The organism is Streptomyces omiyaensis, assembly GCF_014650895.1.
Taxonomy (GTDB): domain Bacteria; phylum Actinomycetota; class Actinomycetes; order Streptomycetales; family Streptomycetaceae; genus Streptomyces; species Streptomyces omiyaensis.
The window spans coordinates 30,884-49,374 of record NZ_BMVV01000022.1 but is presented as its reverse complement, the minus strand read 5'-3'; the positions used below and the strand labels follow the sequence as shown (position 1 = coordinate 49,374).

Annotated in this window: 20 protein-coding genes; 8 read left to right on the top strand and 12 right to left on the bottom strand. The window is 73.3% G+C overall.

Annotation, left to right across the window (positions count from 1 at the left end; translation table 11 throughout):
- The first annotated feature begins 35 nt into the window (after nt 1-35).
- A complete protein-coding gene (locus tag IE287_RS28710) occupies nt 36-1,529 on the top strand; it encodes an MFS transporter (RefSeq protein WP_189852132.1) in 1,494 nt (497 codons plus the stop codon).
- Between the two features lie 3 nt (nt 1,530-1,532).
- Here IE287_RS28710 and IE287_RS28705 read toward each other — a convergent pair whose 3' ends face one another.
- The 8 genes from IE287_RS28705 to hemL all read right to left on the bottom strand — a co-directional run bounded on the left by IE287_RS28705 (nt 1,533) and on the right by hemL (nt 9,756).
- On the bottom strand, nt 1,533-2,060 hold the full coding sequence (locus IE287_RS28705; RefSeq protein WP_189852131.1) for an SRPBCC domain-containing protein: 528 nt from the start codon (nt 2,058-2,060) through the stop codon (nt 1,533-1,535).
- Nucleotides 2,061-2,097: 37 nt separating this feature from the next.
- Complete coding sequence (ccsB, locus tag IE287_RS28700; protein ID WP_189852130.1) at nt 2,098-3,183, bottom strand: c-type cytochrome biogenesis protein CcsB; 1,086 nt, start codon at nt 3,181-3,183, stop codon at nt 2,098-2,100.
- Nucleotides 3,180-4,865, bottom strand: a complete 1,686-nt coding sequence (resB, locus tag IE287_RS28695) for a cytochrome c biogenesis protein ResB (protein ID WP_189852129.1) — start codon at nt 4,863-4,865, stop codon at nt 3,180-3,182. Before resB ends, ccsB begins: the two co-directional genes overlap by 4 nt.
- Before the next feature lie 3 nt (nt 4,866-4,868).
- The gene (locus IE287_RS28690) at nt 4,869-5,606 is read right to left on the bottom strand and encodes a cytochrome c biogenesis CcdA family protein (RefSeq protein WP_189852128.1); all 738 of its coding nucleotides are present in this window, start codon (nt 5,604-5,606) and stop codon (nt 4,869-4,871) included.
- 4 nt (nt 5,607-5,610) lie between these two features.
- On the bottom strand, nt 5,611-6,225 hold the full coding sequence (locus IE287_RS28685) for a TlpA family protein disulfide reductase (RefSeq protein ID WP_189852127.1): 615 nt from the start codon (nt 6,223-6,225) through the stop codon (nt 5,611-5,613).
- Between the two features lie 77 nt (nt 6,226-6,302).
- Nucleotides 6,303-7,559 (bottom strand): polysaccharide deacetylase family protein, encoded by a 1,257-nt coding sequence (locus IE287_RS28680; protein ID WP_189852126.1) that lies wholly within the window; start codon nt 7,557-7,559, stop codon nt 6,303-6,305.
- Between the two features lie 197 nt (nt 7,560-7,756).
- A complete protein-coding gene (locus IE287_RS28675; protein WP_189852125.1) occupies nt 7,757-8,452 on the bottom strand; it encodes a histidine phosphatase family protein in 696 nt (231 codons plus the stop codon).
- On the bottom strand, nt 8,449-9,756 hold the full coding sequence (hemL, locus tag IE287_RS28670; protein ID WP_189852124.1) for a glutamate-1-semialdehyde 2,1-aminomutase: 1,308 nt from the start codon (nt 9,754-9,756) through the stop codon (nt 8,449-8,451). The genes IE287_RS28675 and hemL overlap by 4 nt, the downstream gene beginning before the upstream one ends.
- 267 nt (nt 9,757-10,023) lie before the next feature.
- Here hemL and IE287_RS28665 point away from each other — a divergent pair, with 267 nt between their 5' ends.
- Nucleotides 10,024-10,623: a hypothetical protein gene (locus tag IE287_RS28665; protein ID WP_189852123.1), complete on the top strand. Its 600-nt coding sequence runs from the start codon at nt 10,024-10,026 to the stop codon at nt 10,621-10,623.
- A 176-nt stretch (nt 10,624-10,799) separates the two neighbouring features.
- A complete protein-coding gene (locus IE287_RS28660) occupies nt 10,800-11,192 on the top strand; it encodes a MerR family transcriptional regulator (RefSeq protein WP_189852209.1) in 393 nt (130 codons plus the stop codon).
- A 144-nt stretch (nt 11,193-11,336) separates the two neighbouring features.
- On the opposite strand, the gene IE287_RS28655 is transcribed toward IE287_RS28660, so the two are convergent.
- On the bottom strand, nt 11,337-12,191 hold the full coding sequence (locus IE287_RS28655) for a substrate-binding domain-containing protein (protein ID WP_189852122.1): 855 nt from the start codon (nt 12,189-12,191) through the stop codon (nt 11,337-11,339).
- Nucleotides 12,192-12,473: 282 nt separating this feature from the next.
- Between IE287_RS28655 and IE287_RS28650 the strand changes: the two genes are divergently transcribed.
- Nucleotides 12,474-12,713, top strand: coding sequence for a hypothetical protein (locus IE287_RS28650; protein ID WP_189852121.1), 240 nt, complete (start codon nt 12,474-12,476; stop codon nt 12,711-12,713).
- Nucleotides 12,714-12,764: 51 nt separating this feature from the next.
- On the opposite strand, the gene IE287_RS28645 is transcribed toward IE287_RS28650, so the two are convergent.
- On the bottom strand, nt 12,765-13,328 hold the full coding sequence (locus tag IE287_RS28645) for a TIGR03086 family metal-binding protein (protein ID WP_229883799.1): 564 nt from the start codon (nt 13,326-13,328) through the stop codon (nt 12,765-12,767).
- A gap of 228 nt (nt 13,329-13,556) precedes the next feature.
- On the opposite strand from IE287_RS28645, the gene IE287_RS28640 reads away from it, so the two are divergent.
- Together IE287_RS28640 and IE287_RS28635 are read left to right on the top strand one after the other, a co-directional pair.
- Complete coding sequence (locus IE287_RS28640; protein WP_189852119.1) at nt 13,557-14,465, top strand: helix-turn-helix domain-containing protein; 909 nt, start codon at nt 13,557-13,559, stop codon at nt 14,463-14,465.
- Between the two features lie 14 nt (nt 14,466-14,479).
- Nucleotides 14,480-15,037, top strand: coding sequence for a GNAT family N-acetyltransferase (locus tag IE287_RS28635; protein ID WP_189852118.1), 558 nt, complete (start codon nt 14,480-14,482; stop codon nt 15,035-15,037).
- Here the strand turns inward: IE287_RS28635 and IE287_RS28630 are convergent.
- Entirely contained in the window at nt 15,021-15,461 is a 441-nt protein-coding gene (locus IE287_RS28630; protein WP_189852117.1) for a GNAT family N-acetyltransferase, read from the bottom strand. The genes IE287_RS28635 and IE287_RS28630 overlap by 17 nt on opposite strands.
- A gap of 110 nt (nt 15,462-15,571) precedes the next feature.
- Here IE287_RS28630 and IE287_RS28625 point away from each other — a divergent pair, with 110 nt between their 5' ends.
- Entirely contained in the window at nt 15,572-16,306 is a 735-nt protein-coding gene (locus IE287_RS28625) for a Mut7-C RNAse domain-containing protein (protein ID WP_189852116.1), read from the top strand.
- Nucleotides 16,307-16,358: 52 nt separating this feature from the next.
- Here the strand turns inward: IE287_RS28625 and IE287_RS28620 are convergent, their stop codons facing one another.
- Complete coding sequence (locus IE287_RS28620) at nt 16,359-16,922, bottom strand: TetR/AcrR family transcriptional regulator (protein WP_189852115.1); 564 nt, start codon at nt 16,920-16,922, stop codon at nt 16,359-16,361.
- A gap of 102 nt (nt 16,923-17,024) precedes the next feature.
- Between IE287_RS28620 and IE287_RS28615 the strand changes: the two genes are divergently transcribed.
- The gene (locus IE287_RS28615; protein ID WP_189852114.1) at nt 17,025-18,476 is read left to right on the top strand and encodes an FAD-dependent oxidoreductase; all 1,452 of its coding nucleotides are present in this window, start codon (nt 17,025-17,027) and stop codon (nt 18,474-18,476) included.
- Nucleotides 18,477-18,491 lie beyond the last annotated feature (15 nt).

Below are 18,491 nucleotides of genomic sequence, written 5' to 3'. Positions count from 1 at the left end.
GACGGGGTAACCGCGCCCCCGACGGAAGGAGAACCATGAGCGCGCCCGCATCGACGCCCGGGACGGGGACGGTCACCACCGCCGTGCCCGCCCGCCTCGACCGGCTTCCCTGGTCCCGGTGGCACTGGATGATCGTCATCGGCCTGGGCACCGTCTGGATCCTGGACGGCCTGGAAGTCACCATCGTCGGCAACGTCGCCGGCCGGCTGGCCGAGGAGGGCAGCGGTCTCGACATCACCGCCGCCCAGGTCACCGGCGTGGCCGCCGCCCTGTACGTGGCGGGCGCCTGCTCCGGCGCGCTGTTCTTCGGCTGGCTGACGGACCGCTACGGCCGCAAGAAGCTGTTCATGATCACTCTGGCCGTCTATCTCGGTGCGACGGCGATGACCGCCCTGTCCTTCGAGTCCTGGTGGTTCTTCCTCTTCCGCTTCCTCACCGGCTTCGGCATCGGCGGCGAGTACGCGGCCATCAATTCCGCGATCGACGAGCTGATCCCCTCCCTCTACCGGGGACGGGTCGACCTGATCATCAACGGCAGCTACTGGCTGGGCGCCATCGGCGGCGCGCTGCTCTCCGTGGTCCTGCTGGACACCGACATCTTCCCGAAGGACCTCGGCTGGCGCCTCAGCTTCGCACTCGGCGTCGTCCTCGGCCTGGTCATCCTGCTGGTGCGCCGGCACGTCCCGGAGAGCCCACGCTGGCAGTTCATCCACGGCCGGGGTGAAGAGGCCGAGGAGCTGGTCACCTCCGTCGAGCGGGAGATCGAGGCGGAGAAGGGCACCCGGCTGCCGCCGCCGGCCGGCGAGCTCACCATCCACCAGCGCAGGAGCATCGGCTTCGGCACGATCGCGAAGACCGTCTTCGGCCGCTACCCGCGCCGCGCCACCCTCGGGCTCTCCCTCTTCGTCGGACAGGCGTTCCTGTACAACGCGATCACCTTCGGCTTCGGCACCATCCTCATCACCTTCTTCGACGTGCCGACCGGCAGCACCGGCTACTACTTCGCGGTGATCGCGGCGGGCAACTTCCTGGGACCGCTGCTGCTCGGCCACCTCTTCGACACCGTCGGCCGCCGGATCATGATCTCCGGCACGTACCTGCTGTCGGGCCTGCTGCTCTTCGGGACGGCGTGGCTCTTCGACCGGGGCTCGCTGTCGGCGACGACCCTGACGGCCTGCTGGTGCGTGGTGCTGTTCTTCGCCTCGGCGGGCGCCTCCAGCGCCTATCTGACCGTCTCGGAGATCTTCCCCATGGAGACCCGCGCGATGGCCATCGCCTTCTTCTACGCCCTCGGCACGGCGGCCGGCGGCATCAGCGGCCCGCTGATCTTCGCGAAGCTGACGGAGTCGGGCGTGGTCGGCGACACCGTCCTCGCCTTCCAGATCGGTGCCGGGCTGATGTGCGCGGCGGGGATCGTGGCGGCCTTCCTCGCGGTCGACGCGGAGCGCCGCTCGCTGGAGGACATCGCCGAGCCCCTCTCGGCGGTCCGGGCGGACGAGGGGGCCGACGCCCCGGGGAGCCGGGGCTGAGACCTAGGGCACCCACTTCGGCCAGGGCGCGGCGTCCCGCTCGTACCGGTCCCGCAGCACCCGCCATCGCTCGGGGGTCCAGTCGCGCCAGTCCGTCGGGTGCCCGTCCAGGGCGTCCCGGAGGCGTTCGAGGTGCTCGTGCCAGCCGGCCAGGCAGTCGAGGAGGAGCTCCCGGTCGCCCCGGAACTCGTTGGTGAGGCGCAGGACGGTCGACGCCCCGCCGGCGGCCGGTTCCAGATGGAACCGGATCCGCCCGTGCGGGGCGCCGACCGTGTACTCGGCGACGTGGTCGGGGTCCCAGGCGGTGACCCGACCGACGACCTCCGCGCCGCCGTTCAGCCAGCGGAGGGTGACCCGTCCGCCGAGCCGCGGCTCCAGCGGGTCCGCCGCGCACAGCCAGGCCGGCAGGCCCTCGGGCGAGGCGACCGCCGCCCACACCCGTTCCTGCGGGTGCGGCAGCTCGCTCGCGTACCTCAGCAGGTGCGCGTCGCCGTCGTGGGTCTCGCTCCTGCCCAGGGGTATCTCGGTCATACCTCCAGCGTGGCCCCCCGCGGGGGGCCGTGCCAGCTCAGACGCCCGCGTAGGAGTGCTTGCTGCTGACGAAGATGTTCACGCCGTAGTAGTTGAAGAGGAAGCAGCCGAAGGCGATGAGCGCGATGTACGCGGCCTTGCGGCCCTTCCAGCCGGCCGTGGCCCGGGCGTGCAGGTAGGCGGCGTACCCGACCCACGTGATGAAGGACCAGACCTCCTTGGCGTCCCAGCCCCAGTAGCGGCCCCACGCGTCGCCGGCCCAGATGGCGCCCGCGATGATCGTGAAGGTCCACAGCGGGAAGACGGCGGCGTTGACGCGGTAGGAGAACTTGTCGAGCGAGGCCGCGGAGGGCAGCCGCTCCAGGACGGAGCGGGCGAAGGACCCGGGCTCGCCGCCGTTCGCGAGCTTGTTCTCGTACGAGTCGCGGAAGAGGTACAGCAGGGTGGCGACCGCGCCGAGGTAGAAGACGGCGCCGCAGAAGATCGCGGTGGAGACGTGGATCCACAGCCAGTACGAGTCGAGTGCCGGGACCAGCTGGTCGCTGTCGGTGTACAGCCAGGTGGTGGCGACGCCCAGGTCGAGCAGGACCGTGGTCACCAGCGGGAGGCCGATCCAGCGGACGTTCTTCTTGGCGAGCAGGAAGCCGAGGTACGTGCCGACCGCCACCGTGGAGAAGGTGGTGGAGAACTCGTACATGTTGCCCCAGGGGGCGCGCTGCACGGAGATCGCGCGGGTGACGACGCCGGCCGCCTCCAGGGCGAAGGCGAGGACGGTGAGCGAGACGGCGATCCGGCCGTACAGGTCGCCCTTGACCGTGCCGCCGGCGGCGCCGGGGCCGTCGGGCACGTCGCGGGTGCCGGCGGCGGAGCGGGTGACGACCTTCGGCCGGTCCAGGACGGTGGTGCCGCCGGCCCCCTCGACCCGTACGGAGACGGTGGCGGGCGCGGCCGCGTCCTTGGCCCCGGTCAGCGCGGCGGCCGTGCGGCCGACCTTGCTGCGGCTGCCGAACACCCACTCGGTGATGTGGGCGAGGAAGGCCAGGGTGTAGACGGCCATGGAGGCGTAGACGAGCTCGTTGCTGAGCTGCGCCAGGCCCTCGTTGGTCTCGGCGGCGAGGATCACTTCTCGACCCCTTCTGAGGCTTCTGCTTCGGCAGGTTCGGGCGCCGGGGGCGCCGTGGCGGTGAGCGCGACCGCGAGGTCGGCGAGCTCCTCGGGCAGCTTGGCGGACTCGCTGCGGCCGAGGCCCGCCATCTCGACGACGGTCACGCCGTCCTCACCGCGGACGGCGCGGACCCAGACCCGGCGCCGCTGGATGAAGAGCGAGCCGGTGAGTCCGGCGATCGCGGCGACGGCACCGCCGAGGGCGAGGCCGTTGCCCGGCTGCTGGGAGACCTGGAAGCTCGCCCACTCCTTGATGTCCTTCTCGAAGGTGATCGAGCCGGCGCCGTCGGGGAGGGTCATGGTCTCGCCGGGCCGCATCCGCTGGGCGACCCCGGTGCCCCCGTCGACCTCGAACTGGGTCATCTTGGAGGTGTCGAGCTGGTACACGTTCTGCGGCAGGCCGGAGTCGACGCGCAGGTTGCCGTGGTAGCCGGTGAGGGCCATGACGGGGAAGTCGAGCGCGGGGAACTGGGAGAACATGTCCCCCTTGCCGGCGCCGGCGAAGGTGGGCACGAAGAAGGCCTTGAAGCCGAGCTGCTGCTTCTCGCCGTTCTTGTCGCGGTAGCCGTCCATCACCTTGATGGCGCCGGTGGAGGTGATGTTGTTGTCGATGGGCAGCAGCGGGACGGCGCCGTGGAAGACGCTCTTGCCCCGGCCGTCCCTGACGGTGACGACCGGTGCGTAGCCGTGGGCGATCAGGTAGACCTTGGAGTCGCCGATCTTCAGCGGCTCGTTGACCCGGATGACCGCCTTCTCGTCCTTGCCGCCGCCCCGGGTGTAGGTGACGGCCGCCTCGAAGGTGCGGGGGGTGCCGCGCTGCGGGCCGCTCTTCTCGTACGTGCCGGTGAAGCTGTCGAGGGAGAAGCTGAACGGTTCCAGCTCGTCGACGCCGAACTGGGAGCCGGACTTGAAGTCGTCGTACTGGGTGAGCGTGTTGGAGAAGCCGTCGCCCTCGACGACCAGCTTGCCGCCCTCGGACTTGAAGAGCTGGCCCCAGGCGAAGGCGACGAGCATCACGATGAGCGCGATGTGGAAGAGCAGGTTGCCGGCCTCGCGGAGGTAGCCCTTCTCGGCGGCGACGGCGTCGCCGGCGCTCCTGGCGCGGAAGCGGCGGCCCTTGAGGACGCCGAGGGCGGCCTCGCGGACCTGCTCGGGATCGGCCCCGGTGCGCCAGGTGGTGTAGGCGGGGAGGCGGGTGAGCTTCCTGGGGGCGCCCGGCGGCAGGCCGCGGAGCTGGCCGACGAACTGCCAGGTGCGCGGGACGATGCAGCCGATGAGGGAGACGAAGAGCAGGATGTAGATCGCGGAGAACCACACCGAGCTGTACACGTCGAAGAGCTGGAGCTTCTCGTAGAGCGGGGTGAGGCTCTCGTGCGCCGCCTTGAAGTCGGCGACCTTCATCTCGTCCGCGCTGGTCTGCGGGATGAGGGAGCCGGGGACGGCGCCGAGGGAGAGCAGGAAGAGCAGGATCAGCGCCACCCGCATGGAGGTGAGCTGGCGCCAGAACCAGCGGATCCAGCCGACGACCCCGAGGGCGGGGCCGCCGGCGGTCTCCTCCCGGGGCGCGGTGGAGAGGTCCGCGGCCGCGGCCTCGTCGGCGCCGGCCGCGCGGTTCGTTTCCGTCGTGTCGGTCTTGCTCATGGATCAGATTCCCACCGTGAAACCGCTGGACCAGCCCTGCATCGTGGAGACCATGCCGTCCCAGACGCCCGTGAGGAGCAGGACGCCGGTGACGATCATCATGCCGCCCCCGACGCGCATGACCCACACGTAGTGCTTCTTGACCCAGCCGAACGCGCCGAGGGCCTTGCGGAAGGCGATGGCGGCGAGGACGAAGGGGACGCCGAGGCCGAGGCAGTACGCGAGGGCCAGTATGGCCCCGCGCCCGGCGCTGGCCTGCTCCAGGGCGAGCGCGTTGACCGAGGCGAGGGTGGGGCCGATGCACGGGGTCCAGCCGATGCCGAAGAGCGCGCCGAGGACGGGCGCTCCGAGGAGTCCGGCGACGGGCTTCCGGTGGAAGCGGAACTCGCGCTGGGTGAACCAGGGCATCAGCCCGGCGAAGAAGAGCCCCATGAGGATCATGAAGACGCCGAGGACGGTGCCGAGCGTCGAGCTGTACTCCTGGAGCGTGGCGCCGAAGTAGCCGAAGAGGGCGCCGCCGGAGACGAAGACGGCGGTGAAGCCGAGGACGAAGAGGAGGGCTCCCGCGGTCATCCGGCCGCGGCGGGTGTCGGCGAGGTCGGTGCCGGAGACGCCGGTGACGTAGCTGAGGTAGCCGGGGACGAGCGGGAGCACGCAGGGGGAGAAGAAGGAGACCAGGCCGGCCAGGAGGGCGACGGGGACGGCGAGCAGGAGGGCTCCGCTGGTGACGGTCTCGTTCACCGGCTCACTTCTCCTTGAGCAGCGGGTCGATCATGGACCGCAGCTGGGTCTCGTCGATGGCCATGACCGCGCGGGCGGCGATCTTGCCCTCCTTGTCGAGGACGACGGTGGAGGGGATGCCCTTGGGGCTGAGGGTGCCCTTGGGGAAGCCGAAGAGGATGAGCTTGCCCTGGGGGTCGTAGAGGCTCGGGTAGGGGACCTCGTAATCGGCCTCGAAGGCGAGCGCCTGCTGCTTGTTGGCGTCGCGGGTGTTGAGGCCGACGAAGGCGACGTCCTGGCCCTTCAGGTCGCCGGCGGCCTTGGCGAAGTGGGGGGCCTCGGCCCGGCAGGGGCCGCACCAGGAGCCCCAGACGTTGAGGACGACGACCTTGCCCTTCAGGTCGGCGACGTCGAGCCGTTCGCCCTCCAGGGTCTCGCCGGCGATCTCGTTGATGTCGGCGCGCTCGCCCTTGGCGACGGTGGAGATGCCGCCCTTGCTGGTGACGAAGTTGGTGTTGCCGCCGCCGGAGGTGCCGTTGCTGTCGCCGCCGCAGGCGGAGAGCGCGAGGGCGGCGGACAGTACGCCGACGGCGACGAGGGCGCGTCGGGGGGCACGGTGGAGGCCACGGCTAAGGCTCATGTGAAAAGTTTCGCATGGGCGTTTGGGGGATCTTGGGCACCCCCCTACGTGCCCGGAACGCCCCTTGTCAAGATCGCCTAAGCGGTCTTGAGATAGGCGGTCCATCCGCCGGCCGGCTTCTGGCCGACGTCGAGGCCCCGCAGACGGTCGAGGATACGGGGGTCCTGCGCGTCCATCCAGTCGGTGAACTGGCGGAACGACACGAGCCGGACGTCCTTCTTGCCGGCCATCGCCTTGAGCGCGTCCTCGACGGCGTCCATGTAGATGCCGCCGTTCCACTGCTCGAAGTGGTTGCCGACGAAGAAGGGGGCGCGGTTGGACTCGTAGGCGCGGGTGAAGCCGGCGATCAGCGCGTCGGTGGCCTGCCTGCGCCAGCCGGGATAGCGGGAGGGCATGCCCTTGGTCGAGTTCTTCGACTGGTTGGCGAGCATGTTGTAGTCCATGGAGAGGACCTCGAAGGAGTGCCCGGGGAAGGGCACGGCCTGGAGCGGGAAGTCCCAGATCCCCTTGCGCTTGACGGGCCAGGTCTGGCGGCCGCCGGGGGAGCTGGCGTCGTAGCGCCAGCCGAGGCGCTTGGCGGTGGGGAGCAGGTTGTCCTGGCCGAGGAGGCAGGGGGTGCGGCCGCCGACGAGCTCCTTGGAGTAGTCGAAGGGCAGCGGGTCGAGGTCGGTCCAGCCGCTGTTCGTCTTCCACTCGGTGACGAACCTCACGGCCTGGTCGATCTCGCTCTGCCACTGCGCCGGGGTCCAGTTCCCGACGGAGCCGGAGCCCCCGCAGAAGTGCCCGTTGAAGTGGGTGCCGATCTCGTGCCCGTCGAGCCAGGCCCGGCGGACGTTCTCGAGGGTGTCCTTGATGTGCTCGTCGGTGAGGTAGCCGATGTCGGAGGCGCCGACGCGGTTGTTCGGCGGGCGGTAGAGGTCCTTCTTCGACTCGGGCAGCAGGTAGATGCCGGAGAGGAAGAAGGTCATGGCCGCGTCGTGGTTGCGGGCCAGTTCGAGGAAGCGGGGGAAGAGGCCGTTGCCGACCTCGCCGGCGCCGTCCCAGGAGAAGACCACGAACTGCGGCGGGGTCTGCCCCGGTTCGAGCGGGACGGGGGCGTCGGGCTGGTGCGGCTGCCTGCCGGTGTCCGCGGTGGACCCGTCGCCGATGAGGCGGACGGCGTCCTCGGTCGGCGCGGGGGTGGCGGGACCGGTGCCGGTCGAGGGGGATCCGCCCTTGTCCGGACCGGAACCGCCCGCCCCGCTCGGCTCCTTGCCGCCGCACCCGGCGATCCCCAGTCCCGCGGCGGCTCCGACTCCGGCCCCCAGAAGGCTCCTTCGACTCAACCCTCGCATGGCATCCCCATTCACGCTGCGACGCAATACATCATCCAAACCGACAATGAGTGAGATGCAGGGAGGAACACGGAGGTTCCGGCAAATCGCACATAAATTTCAGGGCGGCCGGAGAGTAACCCTTCCCCCGACCGCCCTGACGATGTCGCTCTGACGATGTCCCGTCAAGCCGGGACCGCGGTCCCGGCCGGCGTGGACTACGCGCCGAAGGCCTTCTGGCCGCCCTTCACCGGCTTGGCGCCGGCCCGCAGGTGCACCGGCACCAGATCGATGGCCGGCTCGCTGTACCCGACCGAGACGATCCTGTCGCCCTTGTACGTGAACGAGGTGAGCGAGGCCAGCGTGCACTGCCGGCGCCGCGGGTCGTGCCACAGCCGGCGCCGCTCCACGAAGGACCGCACGATCCAGATCGGCAGCTGGTGGCTGACCAGCACCGCCTCGTGGCCGCGCGCCGCGTCCTTCGCCGCGTCCAGCGCGCCCATCATCCGCACGACCTGCTCGATGTACGGCTCGCCCCAGGACGGCTGGAACGGGTTGGTGAGGTGCTTCCAGTTCGCCGGCCGGCGCAGCGCCCCGTCGCCGACGCCGAAGGTCTTGCCCTCGAAGACGTTCGCCGCCTCGATCAGCCGCCCGTCGGTCGCCAGGTCCAGGCCGTGCGTCCTGGCGATCGGCGCGGCCGTCTCCTGGGCCCGCTCCAGCGGGGAGGCCACGACGTGCGTGACGTCCCGCCCGGCCAGCGACTCGGCCACCCGGTCCGCCATCTTCCGGCCCAGCTCGGAGAGGTGGTAGCCGGCCCGGCGCCCGTAGAGCACGCCGTCCGGGTTGTGCACCTCGCCGTGGCGCATCAGGTGGACGACGGTGATGTCCTGGTCGCCCCGCGCGTTCTCGCTCATGCGGTGGCCTCCGCGGCGGCACGGGCGGCGGCGGGCAGCGCGGCGGCGACCCGCTCGATCGCGCGCTCGTCGTGCGCGGCCGAGACGAACCACGACTCGAAGGCGGACGGGGGCAGGTACACCCCGTCGGCCAGCATCGAGTGGAAGAAGGCGTTGAAGCGGAAGGCCTCCTGCTTCTTCGCGTCCTCGTAGTTCCGCACCTCGTCGGCGGTGAAGAAGACCGAGAACATGTTGGACGCGGTCTGCAGCCGGTGCGCCACGCCCTCCTTGCGCAGCGCGTCCGCGACCAGGTCCCGGATCTCCCGCGAGACCGCGTCGACCTTCGCGTACGCGGCCTCGTCGAGCAGGCGCAGCTGCGCGAGCCCGGCGGCGGTGGCGACCGGGTTCCCGGAGAGGGTGCCCGCCTGGTAGACCGGGCCGGCCGGGGCGAGGTGGCCCATGACGTCGGCGCGGCCGCCGAAGGCCGCGGCCGGGAAGCCGCCGCCCATGACCTTGCCGAAGGTCAGCAGGTCCGGCTTCACGCCGTCCACGCCGTACCAGCCGGCGCGGCTGGTGCGGAAGCCGGTCATGACCTCGTCGGAGATGTAGAGCGCGCCGTTCTCCCGGCACAGGTCCGCGAGGCCCTGGTTGAAGCCGGGCAGCGGCGGGACCACGCCCATGTTGCCGGGCGAGGCCTCGGTGATCACGCAGGCGATCTCGCCGGGGTGCGCGGCGAACGCGGCCCGCACGGCCTCCAGGTCGTTGTACGGCAGCACGATCGTGTCGCCGGCCTGCGCACCGGTCACGCCGGGCGTGTCGGGCAGGCCGAAGGTGGCGACGCCGGAGCCGGCGGCGGCGAGCAGCGCGTCCACGTGCCCGTGGTAGCAGCCGGCGAACTTGACGACCTTCGCGCGTCCGGTGAACCCGCGGGCGAGCCGGATCGCGGACATCGTCGCCTCGGTGCCGGAGGAGACCAGGCGGACCTGCTCGACCGGCTCGACGCGGGACACGATCTCCTCGGCGAGCGCCACCTCGCCCTCGCCGGGCGTGCCGAAGGAGGTGCCGCGCGCCACGGCGGCCTGTACGGCGGCGGTGACCTCGGGGTGGGCGTGGCCGAGAATCATCGGCCCCCAGGAGCAGACGAGGTCGACGTACTCGCGACCGTCCGCATCCGTGAGGTACGGACCGGTGCCGGACACCATGAACCGGGGCGTACCGCCCACAGCCCGGAAGGCCCGCACCGGTGAGTTCACGCCGCCGGGCGTCACAAGGGACGCGCGGTCGAAAAGCGTCTGTGAGACTGGGGCTTCGTATGAATACGACACAGTGATCCTGACCTGCGAGTACGACGTCTGGTACGGAGGGACGGTGTGGGCACCCTGTGCATCACGCCGGGGCGGCCTGCCTCCGCGTCTGCGAAACTGTGGCGGCAGGGACCTCATGGGGTTGGCTCACGCGATCCATGGTGTCAGAGGCCGCGGCGATTCTTGCGGACAGGTGTTTCACCGCAGGAACGCGGGGGAGGTCACTGACACGATGATCGGGTTGCGCGGCGGGGTCGTGTTGCCGAGAAAAAGCAGTCGGGTGGAGATATGCATCGCGGTGGCGGACCGGGCGAGGGGACGGACGACCTGGGTCCGGAGCCTGTCCGGCGGGGGAGGCACCGGCGGCGACGGGCCGAGGATCCGTCCGCGCCGGAGAATCGCGCATCCCCTGAACAGCCCCCGAAGGATCCACCCCTCGGGAGCCGCAGCTTGGCGGTGACGTACAAGTACTTCGGCGCGCCCGACGGTGCCACGGCGGCCCGCGTCCCGATCTCGATGCGCCCGGAGGAGCTGGGCGGCGACGAGCTCGGCATGGGCGGCATGTTCTCCAAGATCAAGCCCGAGACGATAGCGGCGATGGTCCTCACCGGCATCCAGGGCCTGCCGCTGCACAAGGTCCCGCCCCTGGAGCTGGTCGTCCTGCACCCCGACTACGCCGTGGTGAAGCTCCCCACCACCGTGGTGGACCCGCTGCGCGCGATCGGCGAGGAGTCGGTGGGCGCCGCCGCCTTCATCTGGTCGACCGTCCCCGACCGGGGCGGTCCGCGGGACGCCTTCGACGTCTACCAGCTGCTCCACGAGTGGCAGGACTTCTCCGTCCGCCTCCACGAGGCCGGCCACCAGCCGTACTGCCTGGTCTGGCCCTGACGGCTGGCCCTCTCCGCGTTTCCGGTCGTCATAGCGCATTAAATTAGGACGAATCAGATGTAATGCGTGGAGATCGGATCACAGAGGCGCCGTACGAGGAGGACCCCGTCGTGACCGCAGTACGAACGTCCGCGGCCCGCATGCCCGCGGCCCGCACCGCCACCACCGGAGAACCCATGCAGATCTCCGAGGTCGCCGCCCGCACCGAACTCCCCCTGCGGACCATCCGCCAGTACGAGGACTGCGGACTCGTCGTCCCCTCCGCCGCCTCGCCGGGCGGCTTCCCGCTCTACACGGAGGCGGACGTGGCCCGGCTCATGGTCGTCCGCCGCATGCAGCCGCTCGGCTTCGGCCTCGACGAGACCCGCGAACTCCTCACCTCGGTCGACCGCCTCACCGCCGACCGCCCCGGCACGGACGACGAACTCGACCCGGCCGAGCGCGAGGACCTCGTCGCCCGGGTCCGCCGCTACGAGGAGGCCGCCGCCGCCCGCGTCGCCGACCTCCGCGTCGAGCTGGCCCGCGCCGAGGAGTTCGCCGCCTCCCTCCGCTCCCGCCTCGCCCCCTGACCCCGCCCCGGCCTGGGGCCGGCCGCCCCCGCCCCGCCCCAGGATCCGGTCCCGCCCGCACGGCACCGCCGCCACGGTCCTGCCGCCACTGCTGGGCCCGGCCCCGGGAAGGAAACCGCCCTCCCGGAGCCGGGCCGGCCGGGGTCAGCGGGCGAGGACCGCGGCCAGCGAGCGGAAGAAGCGGGCGTACGCGGCCGGGCTCGGCGGGATCTCGGGGTTCCACGGCACCAGCGCCGCCCCCTCCGGCAGCCGCCCCGGCCCCTCCGGCGGGCTCGCGTGGGCCCGGGAGTCGTACAGGACCAGCGCCGGGGCCAGGTCGAGGGCCCGCTCCCACCCCGTGGTCAGCCAGTTCGCGCCGGGCCCCGGGCCCGGGTCGAGCAGCCGGACGCCCAGCCCGGCGAGCCTCGCCAGCTCCGGCCAGGCCTCCGGGCGCGCCAGGTGCACCTGCCCGGCACCGCCCCCGGACAGCGCCAGCACCCGGCACCCGGCACCCGCCGCCGCGGCCGCCGCCCGGACCGCCGCCTCCGCCGCCTCCAGCGCCCCGCCGCCCGGCACCGGATCCGGGGCGCCGAGCGCCGCCGCAAGCTCCCCGAAGCGGCCGATGATCGCCGCCAGCGTCAGGTCGTTGCCGACGGAGAGCGCCGCCAGCGGCACCCCCACCCGCCCGGCCGGCTCCTCGTCCAGGGCGTACGGGCTCTTCCCGTCGTACGTGACGTCCACCACCAGGTCCGGACGGAGCGCCCGCAGGCGCTCCTCGTCCAGCCCCCGCCCCGGCCCCAGGTACGGCACCCCGGCGGCCGCGAGACCGCCGTCCTTCGCCGGGTCCGGCTCCGCCCCGTCGTGCCCGGAGCCGTACACCGCGACCGGCGTCACCCCCAGGTCCAGCAACGCGGCCCCGGCCCGCACGTAGGCCACCACCCGCGCCGGCCTCCCCGGCGCCTCCAGCTCCACTCCCCTGTCGTCCGCGAAACCCCATCCGCGCGCACCCGTTCCGGACATGCGGCTGCTCCCTCCCGGCCGGAATCTGCCTCCGCCCGCCACCTTCGAACGGTTCCCCGCCCGGCACAAGAGGGCCTCCCCGCCCTCACCGCCCGCCGCCCGCCGCCCGCCGCCCGCCGCCCGGGACCTTGGTCCCGGCCCCCCTGCCGAAAGTCCCCCAGGGTGGTGTTAACTGAACGGGTCGGGAGGAAGCAGTAGGAATCGTCTGCGCCGCCGCGCCCGCACGCCGCCTGCCGGTGCGTGCGCCGCGCGAGCCGGCCCTTTCGCCCTGGAGTGAACGTCATGACCGTGTCCGGCCAGTTCTCCGACCCCCGTGTGCTCACCCTCTTCGCCGTGCTCGCCGCCGCGACCGGCGTCTGGCTGACGACGGGCCTGCGCGCCCGCCGCCGCTCCCGCGCGCGGACCCCCATGGACCGCGTCTGGCACCCGCAGGAGTCGGTGCCGCTGACCCCGGCGGAGGAGCTCGCCTTCGGCCAGGTCGTCTCCCGGCTCTCCCTGAACTCCAGCGGCCGCCTCCGCTGAAGCGCCGGAACCCCGGCCCGCGCCCCCGCTCCTCCTCCGCCCGTCGGCGGGTCAGCCCCTCGGCCGCTCCCCCGGGTCGCGGCCCGTCGTCGCGAGCAGCCGCTCGAAGGCGCCCGCGCCGGCCGGCGGCTCGACGGCCTCCCCGAACACGTTCATCCTCCGGGCCATCGGCGCCATCCGCTCCACCTCGTCCACCAGCCCCGCCACCACCTCCGGAGCGGGCTCGAAGGCGCGCCCGGTCGCCCGCGCCAGGTCCCAGGCGTGCACCGTGAGGTCCAGCAGCACCATCGCCCCCACCGTCCTGGCCGGCAGCCCCATCGCCCCCGAGGTCCCCTCCTCGGCCCCCGGCGCCGCCCAGGCCTCGACCAGCCGCCCGGTCTCCACCGCGAACCCCTCCCGCCAGCCGGGCTCCGCGAGCCGGTCGGGGGTCGTGGAGAAGTCGGCGGCCTCCTTCGCCGCCAGCGCCTGGAAGTTCACGACGACCGCGAACAGGTGGTTCAGCAGGGCGCGGACGTCGTACTCCGCGCAGGGCGTGGGCGCGTCCAGGGACTCCTCGCCCGTGCCCGCGATCAGGGGGACGGCCCGGTCCGCGGCGGCGCGGAGCAGGTCGCCCATCCGGAGATCGCTCTTCTCGAAGGCGAGGCGCGTGTCGTCGGCGCGCGTCTCGCCGGGGCCCTGGGCCGTCTCGTCGTACGTCATGCCCCGACGCTAGGAGAACTCCCCGGCCCGGTCTTGAAGAAACGCGCCACGCCCCGACGCGCCCCGGCTCCCCACCCCCGGGAGCAGCACGGGCCAGAGGCCGTCCGGGCGCCCCGGCGGTCTCCCCGCGCCTAGGATCGGCCCATGCCCGACCCCGCCCCGCGCCGGGACACCCGGGGCATCCTCGCCCCCTCCGAGCTGCTCTCCCGGGTCCGCTTCCGCCGCCACGTCCCGGCGCCGGAGCTGCGCCCGTACCTGGAGCACTACTGGCTGATCGACTGGGCGCTGCCCGAGCCGTACACCACCCGCGTCGTCCCCCACCCGTCGGTCAACGTCGTCTTCCAGCGGTACGGCCCGCTCGGCGCCGGCCCGCGGGCCGGCCGCTCGTCCGCCGAGGTCGCCGGGGTCGCGCAGGGGCTCTTCTCGCAACGGCTCGAAGGGGAGGGCCGGGTCTGCGGGGTGCAGTTCCGTCCCGGCGGCTTCCGCCCCTTCGCCCCGGCGCGGCCGGTCTCCGACTGGACGGACCGGCGGGTCCCGCTGCACGAGGCCCTCCCCGGCGCCGGGAGGCCCTCCCCCGGCGGTCCCCCGGCCGAGGCCGTGCTTCCCGCCGCCGTCCCCGGTGCTCTCCCCGCCGTCCTGTCCGCCGTCCTCTCCCCCGACGACGACCACGCGCGCGTGGCGGCCCTCGACGCCTTCCTCCTCGCCCACGGGCCCGCCCCGGACCCCGCCGCCGTCCAGGCGATGGAGCTGGTGGAGCTGGTCCGCACGGACCGCGCGGTCCGGCGGGTGGGACGCCTCGCCCGGCTGTCCGGGCTCTCGCCCCGCTCCCTCCAGCGGCTCTTCGCCTCCCACGTCGGCGTCGGCCCGAAGTGGGTGATCCTGCGCTACCGCCTCCACGAGGCCCTGGAGCGGGCCGGGAGGGGCACGGCCCCCGACTGGGCGGGGCTCGCGGCCGAGCTCGGCTACAGCGACCAGGCCCACCTCGTCCGGGACTTCACCGCCGTCCTGGGCCTCTCCCCCACCGCGTACGCCCGGGGCCTGTCGGTGCCGTGACGTACGGTGCGCCCATGAACGAGCAGACCGACGCGGACACCACGGCCCCGGCGACGTCCGTGCGCCTCGAAGCCTGGTCGGAGGAGGACGCCGGCCTGCTGCGCGCCCTCAACGCACCCGGGCTGATGGAGCACCTGGGCGGCCCGGAGACCGAGGAGCAGCTCGTCCGCCGCCACCGCCGGTACGTCGACCTGAGCGCCGACGCCACGGGCTCCGGCCGCATGTTCCGGATCGTGCTGCTGCCCGAGGAGCGGATCGCGGGCAGCATCGGCTTCTGGACGAGCACCTGGCACGGCGAGGCGGTGTACGAGACGGGCTGGGCGGTCCTGCCCGGATTCCAGGGCCGGGGCGTCGCGACCCTGGCCACGCGCGCGGTGGCGGAGCGGGCCCGGGCCGCGGGACTCCACCGCCACCTGCACGCCTTCCCCTCGGTGGAGAACGCCGCGTCGAACGCGGTGTGCCGCAAGGCCGGCTTCGACCTGCTCGGGGAGCAGGACTTCGAGTACCCGCCGGGCCGCCCGATGCGCTGCAACGACTGGCGGCTCGACCTGACGGCTACCGGGGGCCGGTGAGCGGCCGGACGAAGTGGAAGGCCGCGATGTCGAAGCGTTCGCGCAGGTAGAAGCGGTGGGCGCCGGTGCGGTGGGTGCCGGAGTCGAGGTTGAGCTCGTGGCAGCCGGCCGCCCGCGCGCGCTCCTCCAGGTAGGCGACGAGGGCGTGCCCGACGCCGGTGGAACGGACCGCGGAGGCGGTCACCAGGTCGTCGACGTACAGCTTGCTCAGGGAGCTGGTGTTGTGGACGAACCGCCACCCGGCGACACCGGCGCACCGGCCGTCGTCGCCGTAGGCGGCCGAGAAGCGCAGGCCCTGCGCGTGGCCGCGCGCGTACACGTCCGCGAAGAGGTCGGGGGTCAGGTGCGGGCGCAGCTCGACGAGGACCGGCAGGAGGTCGCTCTCCAGACGGGGGTCGCCGGGCTCGAGGTCGATGATCTTCATGCGGGGACGGTAGCCCAGGCGCCCGCCGTCCCCGGCGGCGACCGGCCCGGCGCGCGCCGCGCACGGGAAATGCCTGGCCCGCCGTCAGGTGCCGATGCGATCCTGTCCTCGTGAACGGACCGGAGATCCAGATCAGTTTCGCCCCAGGCCTGGCCGTCTTCGTCGCCTCCGAGCGGCGGTCGGGGAGCACGGCCGTGACCACCGACGGCGTCTCCTCGCTGGGTCACGTCGTCGAGTCTCTGGGCGTGCCGCTCACCGAGGCCGGCCGGCTCCTGGTCGACGGGCGCCCGGTGGCCGTGGCGCACGTGCCGTCGGCCGGCGAGCACGTCTCCGTCGAGGGCGTCACCCGCCCCCAGCCGGTGCCCGGCGCACCCCTCCGGTTCCTCCTCGACGTCCACCTGGGCACCCTGGCCCGGCGGCTGCGGCTGCTGGGCGTGGACGCCGCGTACGAGAACGAGGACATCGGCGACCCCGCGCTCGCCGCGCTCTCCGCCCGGGAGCGGCGGGTCATGCTCTCGCGCGACCGGGGCCTGCTGCGCCGCCGCGAACTGTGGGCGGGCGCGTACGTGTACAGCGACCGGCCCGACGACCAGCTCCGCGACGTGCTGGAGCGCTTCGCGCCGCCGCTGGCGCCCTGGACCCGCTGCACCGCCTGCAACGGCCTGCTGACCGACACCGGCAAGGAGGAGGTCCGCGAGCGCCTGGAGCGGGGCACCGAGAAGACGTACGACGTCTTCGCCCGCTGCCCGGAGTGCGAGCGGGTCTACTGGCGGGGCGCGCACCACGCGCGCCTGGAGGCGATCGTCGACGAGGCGGTGCGGGAGTTCGGCGCCACCACCCCCTGAGGGGCCGCCGTTTCCCGAGGGGCCGCCGTTCCCCGAGGGGCAGCCGTCCGGCTCAGGGGTGCTCGGCGGTGAGGTACCGCTGGACGGTCGGCGCCAGCCAGGCCACCACCTCGTCCCGGCTCATGTCGACGGCGGGCTGCAGGCGGAGCACGTAGCGGGCGAGCGCCATGCCGAGGATCTGGGAGGCGACGAGCGCGGCCCGCGCCGGGGCCTCCTCGGGCCGGGGGCAGACGCCGAGGGCGACCGGGCCGAGCTGCGCCCCGAAGACGGCCTGCATGCGGGCGGCGCCCGCCTCGTTGGTGACGCCGACCCTGAGCAGGCCAGTGAGCACGTCGTCCCGCTCCCAGCGGTCGAGGAAGTGGTGCACGAGCACGGCCCCGATGTGCCGTGCGGGCAGCGCGCCCAGGCCGGGCAGGGCCAGGTCGATCTCGGAGGCGGCGGCGAAGAGCCCCTCCTTGTTGCCGTAGTAGCGCATGACCATCGAGGGGTCGATCCCGGCGTCGCGGGCGATGGCCCGGATCGTGGCGCGCTCGTACCCGTCGGCGGCGAAGCGCTCGCGGGCGGCCTCCAGGATCGCGGCCCGGGTGGCGTCGGAGGAGCGGCGTGCGGTGGTCATGCCCACAACTGTAGGCCAACAGGTGTTGACACGTCACGGCGACGGGCCCTACCTTTGCCAACAAGCGTAGGCCAACAAGCGTTGACCGATCGGAGGCACGCCATGAGCACCACCGACTCCCGCACCCACGACGGCCGCACCCCCGCCGCCCGCACCGACGTCATCGTCGTCGGCGCCGGCCCCACCGGACTCCTCCTCGCCGGCGACCTCGCCGCCGCCGGCCTCGACGTCACCCTCGTCGAGCGCCGCCCCGCCGGCCGCTCCAACCTCACCCGCGCCTTCGGCGTGCACGCCCGCACCCTCGAACTGCTCGACACCCGCGGCCTCGCCGACGCCCTGGAGGCCACCGGCACCCCCCTCACCCGGATGCGGCTCTTCGGCCGCCTCTCCCTCGACCTCGGCCGCCTCCCCTCCCGCTACGACCACCTCCTCATCACCCCCCAGTACGAGGTGGAGCGCCTGCTCGAACAGCGCGCGGCCGACGCCGGCGTCACCTTCCGCCACGACACCGCCCTGCGCACCCTCCACCAGGACGCCGACGGCGTCACCGCCGAGTTCACCGGCCCCGACGGCGCCCCCCTCACCCTCCGCGCCCACCACCTCGTCGGCACCGACGGACACCGCAGCACCGTCCGCACCGCCGTCGGACTGCCCTTCCCCGGCACCAGCGTCATCCGCTCGATCGTCCTCGCCGACGTCCGACTCACCGACGCCCCCGCCGAGACCCTCAGCGTCAACGGCACCGGCGACACCTTCGCCTTCATCGCCCCCTTCGGCGACGGCTGGTACCGCGTCATGGGCTGGGACCGCACCCGCCAGGTCCCCGACAGCGAACCCGTCGAGCTCGACGAGGTCCGCGACCTCGCCCGCCGCGCCCTCGGCACCGACCACGGCATGCACGACGCCCGCTGGATCTCCCGCTTCCACAGCGACGAGCGCCAGGTCCCCGCCTACCGCGTCGGCCGCGTCTTCCTCGCCGGCGACGCCGCCCACGTCCACTCCCCCGCCGGCGGCCAGGGCATGAACACCGGCCTCCAGGACGCCGCCAACCTCTCCTGGAAGCTCGTCGCCGTCCACCGCGGCGAAGCCCCCGACCCCGAGGCCCTCCTCGACAGCTACCAGACCGAGCGCCACCCCGTCGGCGCCATGGTGCTGCGCACCAGCGGCGCCCTCGTCCGCCTCGCGATGGCCCACACCCCCGCCGCCCGCGCCCTGCGCGCCCTCGCCGCCACCTGCGTCTCCGCCCTCCGCCCGCTCTCCGCCAAGGCCCTCGGCACGGTCAGCGGCCTCGGCATCGCCTACGCGCCCACCCCCGGCGGCGGCCGCACCTCCGGCCGCCGCGCCCCCGACGTACCGCTCCGCGAGGGCCGGCTCCACGCGCTGCTGCGCGCGGGCGAGTTCGTCCTCATCGCCCCCGAGGGCGCCTCACCGGCCCTGCCGTCCTTCGCTCCGACCACCGCCGCCCGCGCGGTCCGGGCCACCTGGACCGACCCCGCCCGCCGCACCACGGCCCTCGTCCGCCCCGACGGCTACGTGCTGTGGACCGCCGGATGACCGCCGTCCGCCACC

Excerpts from the sequence above, each read along its gene's own strand:
- IE287_RS28710 (WP_189852132.1), top strand. The coding sequence starts at position 36 with ATGAGCGCGCCCGCATCGACGCCCGGGACGGGGACGGTCACCACCGCC.
- IE287_RS28705 (WP_189852131.1), bottom strand. The coding sequence starts at position 2,060 with ATGACCGAGATACCCCTGGGCAGGAGCGAGACCCACGACGGCGACGCG.
- resB (WP_189852129.1), bottom strand. The coding sequence starts at position 4,865 with ATGAGCAAGACCGACACGACGGAAACGAACCGCGCGGCCGGCGCCGAC.
- IE287_RS28685 (WP_189852127.1), bottom strand. The coding sequence starts at position 6,225 with ATGAGCCTTAGCCGTGGCCTCCACCGTGCCCCCCGACGCGCCCTCGTC.
- IE287_RS28680 (WP_189852126.1), bottom strand. The coding sequence starts at position 7,559 with ATGCGAGGGTTGAGTCGAAGGAGCCTTCTGGGGGCCGGAGTCGGAGCC.
- IE287_RS28675 (WP_189852125.1), bottom strand. The coding sequence starts at position 8,452 with ATGAGCGAGAACGCGCGGGGCGACCAGGACATCACCGTCGTCCACCTG.
- IE287_RS28665 (WP_189852123.1), top strand. The coding sequence starts at position 10,024 with ATGCATCGCGGTGGCGGACCGGGCGAGGGGACGGACGACCTGGGTCCG.
- IE287_RS28660 (WP_189852209.1), top strand. The coding sequence starts at position 10,800 with ATGCAGATCTCCGAGGTCGCCGCCCGCACCGAACTCCCCCTGCGGACC.
- IE287_RS28655 (WP_189852122.1), bottom strand. The coding sequence starts at position 12,191 with ATGTCCGGAACGGGTGCGCGCGGATGGGGTTTCGCGGACGACAGGGGA.
- IE287_RS28650 (WP_189852121.1), top strand. The coding sequence starts at position 12,474 with ATGACCGTGTCCGGCCAGTTCTCCGACCCCCGTGTGCTCACCCTCTTC.
- IE287_RS28645 (WP_229883799.1), bottom strand. The coding sequence starts at position 13,328 with ATGGGCGACCTGCTCCGCGCCGCCGCGGACCGGGCCGTCCCCCTGATC.
- IE287_RS28640 (WP_189852119.1), top strand. The coding sequence starts at position 13,557 with ATGCCCGACCCCGCCCCGCGCCGGGACACCCGGGGCATCCTCGCCCCC.
- IE287_RS28635 (WP_189852118.1), top strand. The coding sequence starts at position 14,480 with ATGAACGAGCAGACCGACGCGGACACCACGGCCCCGGCGACGTCCGTG.
- IE287_RS28630 (WP_189852117.1), bottom strand. The coding sequence starts at position 15,461 with ATGAAGATCATCGACCTCGAGCCCGGCGACCCCCGTCTGGAGAGCGAC.
- IE287_RS28620 (WP_189852115.1), bottom strand. The coding sequence starts at position 16,922 with ATGACCACCGCACGCCGCTCCTCCGACGCCACCCGGGCCGCGATCCTG.
- IE287_RS28615 (WP_189852114.1), top strand. The coding sequence starts at position 17,025 with ATGAGCACCACCGACTCCCGCACCCACGACGGCCGCACCCCCGCCGCC.